At 61.8% G+C, this 13,727-nt stretch carries 13 protein-coding genes; 9 read left to right on the top strand and 4 right to left on the bottom strand.

Annotation, left to right across the window (positions count from 1 at the left end):
• Nucleotides 1–17: 17 nt before the first annotated feature.
• The gene (locus BUC08_RS19545) at nt 18–1,466 is read right to left on the bottom strand and encodes an FAD-linked oxidase C-terminal domain-containing protein (protein WP_037930563.1); all 1,449 of its coding nucleotides are present in this window, start codon (nt 1,464–1,466) and stop codon (nt 18–20) included.
• A gap of 80 nt (nt 1,467–1,546) precedes the next feature.
• On the opposite strand from BUC08_RS19545, the gene BUC08_RS19540 reads away from it, so the two are divergent.
• Complete coding sequence (locus tag BUC08_RS19540; RefSeq protein ID WP_037930561.1) at nt 1,547–2,251, top strand: DUF599 domain-containing protein; 705 nt, start codon at nt 1,547–1,549, stop codon at nt 2,249–2,251.
• A gap of 66 nt (nt 2,252–2,317) precedes the next feature.
• On the opposite strand, the gene rlmH is transcribed toward BUC08_RS19540, so the two are convergent.
• Together rlmH and rsfS are read right to left on the bottom strand one after the other, a co-directional pair.
• Nucleotides 2,318–2,788: a 23S rRNA (pseudouridine(1915)-N(3))-methyltransferase RlmH gene (gene rlmH / locus BUC08_RS19535; protein ID WP_037930559.1), complete on the bottom strand. Its 471-nt coding sequence runs from the start codon at nt 2,786–2,788 to the stop codon at nt 2,318–2,320.
• Between the two features lie 7 nt (nt 2,789–2,795).
• Nucleotides 2,796–3,161: a ribosome silencing factor gene (gene rsfS / locus BUC08_RS19530; RefSeq protein WP_037930556.1), complete on the bottom strand. Its 366-nt coding sequence runs from the start codon at nt 3,159–3,161 to the stop codon at nt 2,796–2,798.
• A 239-nt stretch (nt 3,162–3,400) separates the two neighbouring features.
• On the opposite strand from rsfS, the gene BUC08_RS19525 reads away from it, so the two are divergent.
• Entirely contained in the window at nt 3,401–4,624 is a 1,224-nt protein-coding gene (locus tag BUC08_RS19525) for a tetratricopeptide repeat protein (protein WP_037930553.1), read from the top strand.
• A 5-nt stretch (nt 4,625–4,629) separates the two neighbouring features.
• On the opposite strand, the gene BUC08_RS19520 is transcribed toward BUC08_RS19525, so the two are convergent.
• Entirely contained in the window at nt 4,630–5,940 is a 1,311-nt protein-coding gene (locus tag BUC08_RS19520; protein WP_224769829.1) for a mechanosensitive ion channel family protein, read from the bottom strand.
• A gap of 424 nt (nt 5,941–6,364) precedes the next feature.
• Between BUC08_RS19520 and leuC the strand changes: the two genes are divergently transcribed.
• The 7 genes from leuC (at nt 6,365) to BUC08_RS19485 (ending at nt 13,701) form a co-directional block, all read left to right on the top strand.
• Complete coding sequence (leuC, locus tag BUC08_RS19515; RefSeq protein WP_037930550.1) at nt 6,365–7,780, top strand: 3-isopropylmalate dehydratase large subunit; 1,416 nt, start codon at nt 6,365–6,367, stop codon at nt 7,778–7,780.
• A gap of 105 nt (nt 7,781–7,885) precedes the next feature.
• Nucleotides 7,886–8,701: a hypothetical protein gene (locus BUC08_RS19510; protein ID WP_037930549.1), complete on the top strand. Its 816-nt coding sequence runs from the start codon at nt 7,886–7,888 to the stop codon at nt 8,699–8,701.
• An 11-nt stretch (nt 8,702–8,712) separates the two neighbouring features.
• Nucleotides 8,713–9,318 carry a 3-isopropylmalate dehydratase small subunit gene (leuD, locus tag BUC08_RS19505; protein ID WP_037930548.1) on the top strand — a complete coding sequence of 202 codons (606 nt, stop codon included), beginning with the start codon at nt 8,713–8,715 and terminating at the stop codon, nt 9,316–9,318.
• A 340-nt stretch (nt 9,319–9,658) separates the two neighbouring features.
• Nucleotides 9,659–10,474, top strand: coding sequence for a hypothetical protein (locus tag BUC08_RS19500; protein ID WP_224769828.1), 816 nt, complete (start codon nt 9,659–9,661; stop codon nt 10,472–10,474).
• 26 nt (nt 10,475–10,500) lie between these two features.
• Complete coding sequence (locus BUC08_RS19495) at nt 10,501–11,526, top strand: endonuclease/exonuclease/phosphatase family protein (RefSeq protein ID WP_037930542.1); 1,026 nt, start codon at nt 10,501–10,503, stop codon at nt 11,524–11,526.
• A gap of 65 nt (nt 11,527–11,591) precedes the next feature.
• Nucleotides 11,592–12,698: a 3-isopropylmalate dehydrogenase gene (gene leuB, locus BUC08_RS19490; protein WP_037930539.1), complete on the top strand. Its 1,107-nt coding sequence runs from the start codon at nt 11,592–11,594 to the stop codon at nt 12,696–12,698.
• A gap of 106 nt (nt 12,699–12,804) precedes the next feature.
• Complete coding sequence (locus tag BUC08_RS19485) at nt 12,805–13,701, top strand: DMT family transporter (RefSeq protein ID WP_051694647.1); 897 nt, start codon at nt 12,805–12,807, stop codon at nt 13,699–13,701.
• Nucleotides 13,702–13,727 lie beyond the last annotated feature (26 nt).

The following is a 13,727-nucleotide window of genomic DNA, read 5'->3' as shown; positions in this document are numbered from 1 at the left end:
GTCAGGGGGCTGGCCCCCTATTGCGCCGCCATCTCGATCCTGCGGCGCGCGTCCGAGGCGTCCAGCGGAAAGACCTTGGCAGGGTTCAACAACCATTGCGGATCGAACACATCCTTCACCGCCATCTGGGCCTCAAGGTCGTCCATCGTGTACTGCACATGCATCAGATCGCGTTTTTCAATGCCGACACCATGCTCGCCGGTGAGACAGCCGCCCACTTCAACGCACAGTTTTAGCACCTCGGCGCCAAAGGTCTCGCACAGTTCCAGATCACCCGGCTTGTTGGCATCGAACAGGATCAGCGGGTGCATATTGCCGTCGCCTGCGTGAAAGACATTGCCCACCCGCAGCCCGTATTCCGCCGACATCTCGCCGATGCGCCGCAGCACAAAGGGCAGCGATGATACCGGAATCGTCCCATCCAGACACATATAATCGTTGATCTGCCCCATCGCGCCGAAGGCACTCTTGCGCCCCAGCCAGATGCGGGCGCTTTCCTCGGGCGACTTACTTTCGCGCAACTCGACCGGATTGTGTCGCCGGGCGATTTCCATGATCCGCGCCAGCTGGTCGTCAATCTCGGCGTCCGAACCTTCGACCTCGACGATCAACAAGGCCTCGCAATCCGGGTATCCGGCCCCGGCAAAGGCTTCGGTCGCCTCGATACAGGGGCGATCCATAAACTCGATCGCCACCGGCAGAACGCCCGCCTTGATGATGTCCGACACGCAGGCCCCCGCCACCTCGTTGTCGTCAAAGCCCATCAACACGGGCCGCGCGCCCTCGGGCTTGTGCAGGATGCGCAAGGTTGCCTCGGTCACCACACCCAGCTGCCCTTCGGACCCGCAGATCACCCCCAACAGGTCCAGCCCGCCCGCGTCCAGATAGCCGCCGCCGATCTCGACCACGGTGCCATCCATCTGCACCAGCGTGACCCCCATCAGGTTGTTGGTGGTCACCCCGTATTTCAGACAGTGCGCCCCGCCGCTGTTCATCGCGATATTGCCGGCAATGGCACAGGCCAGTTGGCTAGATGGATCGGGCGCATAGAAAAACCCGTCTTCCTCGACCGCTCCCGTGACGCTCAGGTTAGTGCGCCCTGTCTGCACGCGGATGATCCGGTTGGCGTAATCCGTTTCGATCACGTCATTCATTCGCGCCACGCCCAGAATAACGCAATCCGCCGTAGGCAGCGCGCCACCGGCCAGCGAGGTTCCCGACCCCCGTGGCACCACGGGCACGCCCTCTTCATGGCAAATGCGCAGCACATCCGAGACTTCCTGCGTCGAAGCGGGCAACACCGCCACCATAGGCGCGCATTTATAGGCGGTCAGCGCGTCACATTCATAAGCGCGCGTCTCGGCCACGTCGCTGATCACGGCGTCGGCAGGCAAAACCTGCAACAACCGAGCAACCACACGGTCCTTGCGGGCCAGAACAGCAGCGTTCGGGATCGGCATTTCCATGGCAATTCCTCCTATTGGTAAAATAATATTACCAATTTCACCGCGTGACAAGGGGCCGGGCTACACCCTATCACTCTAGCATGACTTGGACCAACCGCCTCGCCCTGTTTGGCACGCTTGACTACGTGGCCCTCGCCCTGCTTGTCACGGCGTGGCTGCTGATTGGCTGGCGCGTTGAAAGCACCACATCCAAACACCCGTCAACTGCGCGCATCATGGCAGGCTACCGCCGCGAATGGATGGTCCAGATGATCACCCGTTCCCCCCGCATCTTCGACGCGCAAATTCTGGCCAGCCTGCGTCAAAGCACTGCGTTCTTCGCCTCGACCTCGGCCATTGCCATCGGTGGCGCACTGGCGATGATCGGCAATGCCGAGCATATCACCGATATCGCCAACGATCTGGTTCTGGTGTCCGAACCCATCTTTGTATGGGAGGCAAAGCTGCTGATCATCAGCCTGTTCCTGACAAATGCATTCCTGAAATTCGTCTGGTCCAACCGACTGTTCGGCTATGCCGCCGTGGTAATGGCCTCGGTGCCCAATGATCCGAACGACCCGACGACCCTGCCCCGCGCCAACCAATCCGCCGAAATCAACATTACCGCCGCCCGCAGCTTCAACCGCGGCCTGCGCGCGGTCTATTTCGGCATCGCCATGGCGGCCTGGCTGCTGGGGCCGGTCCCGCTGATGATCGCCACCGCCTTCACGCTTGGCGTGATCTGGCGGCGCGAGTTTGCGTCCCATTCGCGCAAGATCCTGATGGGCACAGCCTCGTCAAAGTAGACGGCGCGCTGTCTGCTCTGGCAAAAATGCAGGGGTGCACCCAGAAGACTGGGACAGCGCCCCAACCTAATCCCGATGATAGGGCGCACCGGCCAGGATGGACGCGGCGCGGTATAACTGCTCGGCCAGCATCACGCGCACCAGCATGTGCGGCCAGACCATCGCCCCGAAAGACAGCGCAAAATCCGCCTCGGCGCGCAGCGACGGGTCGATCCCGTCGGCCCCGCCAATCACCAGCGCCAGATCGGACCGCCCGCCGTCGCGCCATCCGGCCAGGCGCTCGGCAAACTTTGGCGATGATTCCACCCGGCCCCGTTCGTCCATCACGGCCAGCAAAGCACCCTTTGGCACCGCGCGGCGCAACAGCTCGGCCTCGGCGGCCATGCCACCGCCCTTGCGGTCGTCAACTTCAACGACCTGCGCCGGACCCAGGCTCAGGGCCCGTCCGGTGCGGTCGAATCGTGTCAGGTAGTCAGAAATAAGATCAGCCTCGGGGCCGCCACGCAGGCGCCCCACGGCAATGATATGAACTTTCATAGATGCGTCAGCTGGCGGCGGGTGTTTCGCCTGTGCCCAACCACATCTTTTCAAGCTGGTAGAACTCGCGCACTTCGGGACGGAACACGTGAACGATCACGTCACCCGTGTCGACCAGAACCCAGTCGCCCGTGTCCTTGCCTTCGATCCGCGCGGGGCGGCCGAATGCCTCTTTCAGGCGCACCAACAGCTTTTCGGCAATGGCGGAAACCTGACGCGATGACCTGCCCGAGCAGACGACCATATAGTCGCCAAAGGCCGTCTTGCCCTGCAGGTTGATCTGCACGACATCTTCGGCTTTGTCATCGGAAAGGGAAGAAAGGATCAAAGCCAGCTGCGCATCGCTGCCTGCTTCGGGTGCTGCGGCGCTCATCAGTGCGCCCGTGTGGCCGGCAGCCGGTGCCGACGTTGTGTGGATTGACAGGACATTGCCCTCCTAGATACGCGCCGTCAGGTCCCCGGCGCTGGGATATGCTCTTAAGGTAGCAAGCCAAAGAGCGGATTTCAACGCATGGCTGACATGATCCCGACCGCAAACTGAATGCTGCTTAACTTGCGCGCAGCCCCGAGCCCTCTTTAAACTAGGCTGACGCCGCAACAAGGACCAATCTGGTGACGCATATCGTTAGAATTTTCTGCGCCGTCCTGGCGCTATGTGCCGCTGCCCGCCTGGCGGCTGGCCAAGAGGTTGTGTTCGAGGAATGGCGCTATCACCAGCCCGGCGATCTTCTGTATGACGAAGGTGTCCATACGGCAGGCGTTATCCTCGAAGACTTCAGCTTTGCCATCATGGTGCTGGTCGCCCAAGGCAAACACACTGCAATTGGTGCTGTTATCCCCGGAACCGACTTTCAGGACAGCGTCACATCGACCCTGACCATGACTGACGGTTCGGCCCGTACGCTCACCGTCACAGGCGATCAACTGCGCCGCGAGCGGGCCAAGGCACCGGACATGGTGTCCTACAGCTTTTTCCTGTCGGACGAGGATGTTGAACTGTTTCAGGCCGCGCGCGACTGGACCCTGCAGGCAGGCGACCAAAAGGCCACCTTCCCGCTGGCGGGGTCGCGCATTGCCGTTGACGCCGCCCGCGAGGCCCAGAAAATCAGCGCAGGCGGACCAGAGGTGCGCGACGAATGGATCGCCGCTTGTGACGCGGCGGCTGCACACCCCTATGACGGCGAATCACCTGTGCCGGGCGTGGCTTGGGACGATATGGACGCCGATACTGCCACCACCGCCTGTCTGAACGCCTATGCCGCGGGCGATGTGCTGCCGCGTATCCGCTTTGAACTGGGCCGCGCCTATGACAAGGGAGACGACCCACGCGCGTTCGAATTGCTGACCAAAGCCGCGCGCGATGACCACTATCCGATCGCCTACAACGCCCTTGCCACGCTTTATGGCACGGGCACCTATACCATTCGCGACCTTGCTGCCGCCCATGAACTTCTGGAACAGGGGACGGCCCTGGGCGACATGGTCAGCGGCTATTCGCTGGGCCGGATGCTGATCGAGCACAGCACTGGCCCGGACGATATAGAGCGTGGCCGCACGTTGCTAATGGATGCCGCCGAGGCCGGCTATCCCCCCGCCCAGCGCATCTATGGGCAATGGCTGGTGGACGGCACCCTTGGTGCCGGCGATCCCCTGCAGGCCAAGTCCTTTCTGGAGAAAGCCGCCCTGACCGGCGATGCCTCTGCCGCCTTTGCGCTGGCGCAGCTTTACATCGGTGAAAGCGGCCTGGATCCCGACCCCAAAGCATACCTGAAATATCTCAAGCTGGCGGCAAGGGGCGGAAACGAGGCCGCGCTTGAGGCGCTGTCACTGGACTAACCGAACTAGGTGTCGGGCGCCTTGTCGTCCTTTTCGGCAGGCGCATCTTCCTCCGGCTCGGGTGCAGGGGCGTCGTCGCCGAAATTCTGCTTGCCCGTGCCGCCCAGCATCCGCACCTCGCGCTGCGGGAAGGGAATAGAGATGTTGTTTTCCTTGAAGATGTCCCACAGCGCCAGATAGACATTCCCGCGAATGTTGGTCAGCCCGCCGGTGGGGTCCTTGATCCAGAACCGCAGGATGTAATCCACGCTGCTGTCGCCGAATCCCACGACATGACAGACAGGCGGCCGGTGACTCAGCACGCGGTCGGCGCTTTTGGCGGCCTCGATGGCCAGCCTGCGCACCTCGTGCGGATCATCGTCGTAAGAGGTGCCAAAATAGATGTCCAATCGCACGAAATCATTGGAGTGCGACCAGTTCACCACCTGCCCGGTGATCAGGTCTTCGTTCGGGATCAGGTATTCCTTGCCGTCCCGCGTCACGACCGAGGCATAGCGCGCGCCAAGTGTCTGAATCCACCCAAAGGTATCGCCAAGGCTGATCACGTCCCCGGGCTTGATCGACTTGTCCAGCAGGATGATCACGCCCGACACAAGGTTCGAAATCACCTTTTGCAGACCAAAGCCCAAACCCACACCGATGGCACCGGTCAGGACGGCAAGACCGGTCAGGTCGATGCCCACGGCCTTGATCCCCGCGAAAAAGGCAAAACCGTACAGGCCAATCTGCACGGCCTTGACCGCAAGCACTTGCATCGAGGGGCTGATATCTTCGTTCTTGCGGATCGTCGCAGCGGTTGTGTTGCTGACCAGCCGCGCCAGCGTGAACAATGTGCCAATCACCACGGCGGCGACAATCAGCGTAAGCATGGACAGCCGGAAGTCACCGACCGAGATCGCGATCCGATCCAGGAACAGAGACACTTCGTCAGAAATGTTCAGGTAAAACAGCGTGACGTATATCCACAGCCCCCACGTCACCGCCCGCCGCAGGAAACGGTTGCGCACAAGCCGTGCGGAAAAGCCGATGAAGGCCCAAGCCGTCGCCAGCGTTGCCGCCAAGCCGATCAGATAGGAACGCGAGGGCCATGTGACCTCTTGCATCACCAACCAGACCGACCAGCCCAGCAGCGCATACCACAACAGACCCAACCTGCGCCGGATCTGCACGATCATGCGCAATTGCCAGGCCTTCCAGCCTTCGCGCGAGCGCACCCAGTTTTGCAAAAGATGCCCCGAGAACTTGTGCAGGCCAAAGCACAGCACCGCCAGCCCGAGGATGATCAGCACCTGATAGAGCCGCCAACCAGGCTGCATCAAGCTGACAAGGAAGGACTGTACCGTACCCGCAGAGATCCGAATAGCTTCCAGCAGATCCAGCCCGAACTTGGCTCCCTTCTCGGTGGTGTTCTCCATGCGCACTCCCAGCGTTGGTGTTCAGGTTGCACTTAGACGCAATGCGGCGCAAGCCAAACGCAATGACGGATTTGCCCTGTTATGCTGTGGTTGGGAGCAAATGCCGGGCATTCGGGGATCGGCGCAGATTTTGTTTGTCCACCTTGCGCCACAAGGGACATGCGCGTATCTCTTCGACCATGAAACGTCTTTTTAACATCGACGACCGCGCACGGCTGCGCGAACGCTTCTTCGGGGCGACCCACGCGGTGCTGGCGCGACTATAACGTCGCACACACCCGAACCCCACGCCATTTCTGCATCCAAAATACGGGAGAGGTCCCTCATGTCCCCTACGAAATCCGCAAAAACGCTTTATGACAAGATCTGGGATGCCCACGTCGCCCACGAGGCCGACGACGGCACCTGTCTGCTTTATATCGACCGTCACCTGGTTCACGAAGTGACCAGCCCGCAGGCCTTTGAAGGTCTGCGTATGACCAACCGCACCGTGCGCAAACCCCAGCAGACCATCGCGGTGCCCGACCATAACGTGCCCACCACGCTGGACCGCGCCAACGGCGGCATGAACGAAGAAAGCCGTATCCAGGTCGAGGCGCTGGACAAGAACGCCAAGGATTTTGGCATTCACTATTACCCCGTCTCCGACGTGCGTCAGGGCATCGTTCACATCGTCGGCCCGGAACAGGGCTGGACCCTGCCCGGCATGACCGTGGTCTGCGGTGACAGCCACACGGCAACCCACGGCGCATTCGGTGCGCTGGCCCACGGCATCGGCACATCCGAGGTCGAGCATGTTCTGGCGACGCAAACGCTGATCCAGAAGAAATCCAAGAACATGAAGGTCGAGATCACCGGCAAACTGCGCCCCGGTGTCACGGCCAAGGACATCACCCTGTCCGTCATCGGCGTGACCGGCACTGCCGGCGGCACCGGCTATGTCATCGAATATTGCGGCGAAGCGATCCGCGATCTGTCGATGGAAGGCCGCATGACCGTCTGCAACATGGCCATCGAAGGTGGCGCGCGTGCGGGCCTTATCGCGCCTGACGAAAAGACCTTTGAATATTGCATGGGCCGCCCCCACGCGCCCAAAGGCGCGCAATGGGAAGCAGCCGTCGCATGGTGGAAAACCCTGTTCTCGGATGAGGACGCCCATTGGGACAAGGTCATCACGCTGAAAGGCGAAGACATTGCCCCCGTCGTGACTTGGGGCACCTCGCCCGAGGACGTGTTGCCGATCACGGCCAACGTGCCTTCGCCCAGCGACTTCAAAGGCGGCAAAGTCGACGCGGCACAACGGTCGCTGGACTATATGGGCCTGACACCGGGCACACCGCTGAGCGAAGTCGAAATCGACACCGTCTTTATCGGCTCGTGCACCAATGGCCGCATCGAGGACCTGCGCGCCGCGGCCGCGATCCTGAAGGGCAAGAAGATCAAGGACGGAATGCGCGCGATGATCGTACCCGGTTCGGGTCTGGTCCGTGCGCAGGCAGAGGAAGAGGGTCTGGCCGACATCTTTAAAGAGGCCGGGTTCGAATGGCGTCTGGCGGGTTGCTCTATGTGTCTCGCGATGAACCCCGACCAGCTCAGCCCCGGCGAACGCTGTGCGGCGACGTCCAACCGCAACTTCGAAGGCCGTCAGGGTCGGGGCGGACGCACCCACCTGATGTCGCCCGCGATGGCAGCGGCTGCGGCGATCACAGGTCGCCTGACCGACGTGCGCGACCTGATGTAAGCCAGTGGGCATGGCGGCTCCGTTCCACACGGGGTCGCCCGGCCACCCGCCAAAGGAAGCCCGCGTGATGCAGCGCCTTCGACCACAACAGGACACCGCCCGCACATGAGCGCCGCCGATACCCCTATCGGCTCGCTTTGGGTCGGCACGGAACTGCGCTGGCTGGACATTCTGGCCTTGCGCAGCTTTGCCCACCACGGCCATCCCGTGACCCTGTTCCACACCCACGACCTGCCTGATCCGCAGATCGAGGGGGTCACGCTGCGCCATGCGTCCGAGGTCTATCATTATTCGGATGAGCTGCTTGGGCGGGTCACGCCCACGGTCTTTGCCGACCTGTTTCGCCTGCACATGGTTCAGGACACCGACCTGACCTGGGTGGACACCGATTGCCTGTGCCACCGGCCTTTGACACCGAAAGACGGCTATCTGGTCGGATATGAATCGCCCACTACGGTGAACAATGCGGTGCTGCGCCTGCCGAAAGACAGCGCGGCGCTGGCCCTGCTGCTGGACCGGCTGAACGACCCCGGCTTTGTCCCGCCATGGTTAAAGCGGGCCCATCGCAAAAAGCTGGAGGCGCTGCCCGCAGGCGAGCAGCTGCTGGGGGCCGCGCAATTGGTACCGCCGGTATTCGGCCCACAGGCCCTGACCTGGGCGTTGACCGAAACCGGCGAGATCGAACACGTGCTGCCGCGCCATGTGCTGAATCCGGTGCATTGGTCGATGGCAGATATCTACTTCAACCCCTACGGCGGCGTGGAGGGGTGGCTGCGCGACGACACACAATGCATCCATCTGTACGCCAGCCGCATCCGCGCAGCCCACCGGCGCAACATTCCCTACGCAGGCTCTTTCATTGCCAACATCGCCGCACGGGTCAAACATGACTTTGGCGGCAAACCCTTTAGACAGACATAAGGACACCAGATATGGACAAGTTCGAAACAATCACTGGGGTTGCAGCCCCGATGCCGATGATCAACATCGACACCGACATGATCATTCCCAAGAACTTCCTGAAGACGATCAAACGGTCCGGCCTTGGCGTGAACCTCTTTGACGAGATGCGCTATGACGACGACCGCAACGAAATCCCCGATTTCGTGCTGAACAAGGACGCCTACCGCAACACTGAAATCCTGGTGACGGGCGACAACTTCGGCTGTGGCTCCAGCCGTGAGCACGCACCCTGGGCGATCAAGGACTTTGGCATTCGCTGCGTCATCGCCCCCAGCTTTGCCGATATCTTTTTCAACAATTGCTTCAAGAACGGCATCCTACCCATCGCCCTGCCCCAAGAGCAGGTCGACCTGCTGATGAAGGACGCCGAAAAAGGATCGAACGCGCGGATGACCGTCGACCTTGGGGCGCAAACGATCACCACTTCGGATGGCGAAGTGATCCGCTTTGACGTCGACCCGTTCAAGAAACATTGCCTGATGGAAGGTCTGGACGACATCGGCCTGACCATGGCCAAGGCGGACGACATCGCCAGTTTTGAAGCCAAGTCAAGCGCCGAGCGCCCCTGGGTCTGAGACCTGAAGTTCATGATGCACGAAATTTCGGGGCTGCAAGCGATGCTTGCGGCCCCTTTTATGTGGCCCGGCAGGATTGGACACAAGATGTGCTACAATGCCCAGATTGGGTCTTATTTCTGATGCAAGATGGCACCACCTTTTCCCACAAAATGCCTTAAGTTTTACGTTTGGTTTAAGCTGAACTTGAGCCGACCAGTGAAACAAGGCACAAATCGGGCAATAATGAGGCAAGCCGCCACAAACGGTGGAATCAAGTTGGAACAAGTTCGCGGCAACGTATCGCGTCTGGCCAGTTTGAAGGGAACGAGAAGTGATAGCACGACTGACAGGTGCCGCCATGCGCGGTCTCTTGGTGGCATTGATGATTGCCACTCCGGCGCTGATGCTGCCGGGGGTGTCTGCTGACACCACGCAGATCATTCTGCTTGTCGCCCTGTTGGCTGCCTTTCTTGTGTTCATCGAATACAACTCGAACTTTCCGTCGATCATTGAATTCCGCAACGCACCACCCTTGAACCGCCTGCGGTTCTGCGGTGCCTTTGTCACTGTCTTCCTTCTCACCGTGATCTGCTCGGGCCTGACGCAACCCACCTTGATGACCGGCGCCACGACCTCGGTTGCGCGTCTGGTGGGGCAAGTGCTCGACTTCCCGTTTTCACCGGTACGCCTTGTGGTCCTGGCCTTGCCCTCGGAATTGCCCGAAGCATCCTTTCGCATCGCGCGCGCCGCCGCCGGGCTCAGCTATCTGATTGCGCTGTTCACATGTGGCATTTTCGTTCTGATGGTGCGCTTTTTCGGCTGGCCATCGTCGCGCAACGGCGCATTCAACGTGTGGATCAACCTGCCGCTGTTCGACCCGACCGCAGGCGGCGACGCGTTGACCCGGCTGCAACGCGATGCGCGGATCAACATGGTTCTGGGTATTTTGCTGCCCTTCGTATTGCCCGCAGTGGCCAAACTGGCGTCTCAGGTGATAGGTCCGATTACATTGCATGAACCGCAAACCCTGATCTGGACGATGACCCTATGGGCCTTTTTACCCGCCAGCCTTCTGATGCGCGGCATCGCGATGGGCAAGGTCGCCCACATGATCGAGGAAAAGCGCCGCCGCAGCTACGCCCGCGAAGCGGAAAGCGACTACCAAGTCGCCTGATCCCTTGGGTCTGCGCCCTTGGGTTCATGGCCCTGCCCGCAGGTGCCGACAGTCTGCGCATTGCCACATACAATACCGAACTGGCCCGCAAGGGCCCCGGCTTGCTGTTGCGTGACATCACTGGTGGCGAGGATGCGCAGGTCAATGCAGTGATCACGGTTCTGACCCATGCCCAGCCTGACATCGTGGCGTTGCAGGGGTTCGACTATGACCTGACGGGCGCGGCGCTGGCCGCCTTTGCCAAGGCGCTCGAGGCCAGGGGACTGCACTATCCTCACCAGTTTGCACTGCGCCCCAACACGGGCATGGCCACGGGGCTGGATATGGACGGCGATGGCCGTCTGGGTGGGCCGCGTGATGCGCAGGGCTTTGGCGCGTTCTCGGGTCAGGGCGGCATGGCAATCCTCTCGCGATACCCGGTGGCTCGTGACGCTGTGCGCGATTTCTCTGGGCTGCTGTGGAGCGATCTGCCGGACGCCACCCTGCCCCACACGGACGCGGGCCCTTTTCCCAGCGCCGAGGCACAAGCCGCCCAGCGCCTGTCCACCACCGGCCACTGGGTCGTCCCCATAGATGTGCCGGGCACAGGTCGCATCACCCTGCTGACCTATCACGCCACCCCGCCTGTCTTTGACGGCCCCGAGGACCGCAACGGCCTGCGCAACGCCGATGAAACGCGGTTCTGGCAGCTCTATCTGGACGGCGCTTTCAGCCCTGTGGTCACCGACCGCCTTGTGCTGTTGGGCGATGCCAATCTGGACCCCGACGCAGGCGACGGCCACCGCCACGTGATGCGCGCGCTGCTGGACGATCCGCGCCTGACCGATCCGGCCCCCACCAGCGCGGGAGCGGCAGCCGCTGGCGATGCCACCGACACCGCAGACTGGGACGATCCGACACCGGGCAACCTGCGCGCCGACTATGTCCTGCCCTCCTCCGACTGGACTGTCACAGACAGTGGCGTGCTGTGGCCGCTGCCTGCCGATCAGCTGGCCGAAACCGTTGCCACGGCCAGCCGCCACCGCCTTGTCTGGGTCGACCTCGCGCGGTGACAACTTGACGCTTCCAACCCGTCGCGCTACGCCCCTTGCAACCCAATTTTCCGAGGAGAAAACCCATGTCGAACCCTTCCCTGTTGATCCTTCCCGGGGACGGCATTGGCCCGGAGGTCATGACCGAAGTGAAACGCATCATCGACTGGTTCGGTGCAAAGCGTGATCTGGCCTTTGACGTGGAAGAGGACCTTGTCGGCGGCTGCGCCTATGACAAGCACGGCACGCCGCTGCACGACGACACAATGGCCAAGGCCCTGCAAGTCGATGCCGTCCTGCTGGGCGCCGTGGGCGGGCCGAAGTACGACAACCTCGATTTCAGCGTAAAGCCTGAGCGTGGCCTGCTGCGCCTGCGCAAGGAAATGGACCTGTACTCGAACCTGCGCCCCGCGCAATGCTTTGACGCGCTGGCTGATTTTTCGTCCCTGAAAAAGGATATCGTGGCCGGTCTGGATATCATGATCGTGCGCGAACTGACCTCGGGCGTCTATTTCGGCGAGCCGCGCGGCATCTTCGAAGAAGGCAATGAACGCGTCGGCATCAACACGCAACGCTACACCGAATCCGAGATCGACCGCGTTGCGCGCTCGGCCTTTGAACTGGCCCGCCGTCGCAACAACAAAGTCTGTTCGATGGAAAAAGCCAACGTGATGGAAAGCGGCATCCTGTGGCGTGAGGTGGTGCAGAAAGTGCGCGACACCGACTACCCCGATGTCGAACTGACCCATATGTACGCCGACAACGGCGCGATGCAGCTGGTGCGTGCGCCCAAACAGTTCGACGTGATCGTGACCGACAACCTGTTTGGCGACATCCTGTCCGACTGCGCCGCGATGCTGACCGGCAGCCTGGGCATGTTGCCCTCGGCCAGCCTGGGCGCACCGAACGCAGATGGCCGCCCCAAAGCGCTGTACGAACCCGTACACGGCTCGGCCCCAGACATCGCGGGTCAGGGCAAGGCGAACCCGATTGCCTGCATCCTCAGCTTTGCAATGGCGCTGCGCTACAGCTTTGACCAGGGCGACGAGGCTGCCCGCCTGGAAGCCGCCGTTGAAAAAGTGCTGGCCGATGGTGTGCGCACCGCCGACCTGCTGGGCGAAGAAGGTGTGACACCCGTTTCGACCACCGGCATGGGCGACGCCATTCTGGCCGCGCTCGACGCCTCGCTCTAAGCGGAAATCCTTGCGTGCCCGCCCCTTCGGCGCGGGCATGCATCCGGCCCCTTGAAGATCCCCGAGAATCCGGCCAAGCCGAACGCAGGTTCCAAGAGGTCATCCCATGTCGCGCAACATCCAAGGCATCCTGATCGCCCTGCTGGGCTGTCTGATCTATTCCGCCCATGATGCGATCATCAAGGCCCTGGGCAGCAGCCTGCCCGCCGTGCAGATCGCGTTCTTTGCTTACCTTCTGGGCCTGCCTTACGTCATCCTGCTGCTGATCCACGACACCACCCCCGGCACCCTGCGCCCCGCCAACCCGCTGTGGATGGCGATCCGCGTGGTGGCGGTGATGGTCGCAACGCTGGGGGCTTTTTATGCCTTTCTGGTGCTGCCACTGGCCGAGGCCTATACCATCCTCTTTGCGGCCCCGCTGCTGGTTACCCTGCTGGCCGTGCCGCTGCTGGGCGAGGTGCTGCGCTGGCGGCGGGCCACGGCGGTGTTGGTCGGACTGGCGGGCGTGCTGGTGGTGCTGCGTCCCGACACCAACACGCTGAACATTGGGCATGTCACCGCGCTGGCCTCTGCCGTTGGCAATGCGATGGTCCACATCTCGTCGCGCCGGATCGGCGGGTCGGAACGCTTGCCCTTGATGATCCTCTATCCGATGCTGGGCATCATCGTCCTGCTGGGCGCTGTCATGCCGTTCACCTTTGAACCGATCAGCGGTCGGGCCTTTGGCGGACTGGCGATCCTTGCGCTGTTTTCCTTTGTGGCAATGCTATGCATGATCGAGGCGTTCAAACGGGGCGAAGCGGCGCTGGTTGCCCCGATGCAGTATTCACAGCTGATCTGGGGCACCCTGTTCGGCATCCTGTTCTTCTCAGAATACCCAAAGGGACCGACGCTGCTGGGGGCTGCGCTGATCATCGGTTCGGGGCTGTATATCGTTTTCCGCGAGGCAGGCGCCAAACCCGGCGCGGCCATCACACCTCCCATCGCCGCACGCCGCCCCTGATTTCAGGTGCCGATGGCGATTCAGAC

Source organism: Pseudosulfitobacter pseudonitzschiae, from assembly GCF_900129395.1.
Taxonomy (GTDB): Bacteria; Pseudomonadota; Alphaproteobacteria; order Rhodobacterales; family Rhodobacteraceae; genus Pseudosulfitobacter; species Pseudosulfitobacter pseudonitzschiae.
The sequence above is the reverse complement of the archived record's forward strand: the minus strand, read 5'-3'. Positions and strand labels throughout refer to the sequence as shown.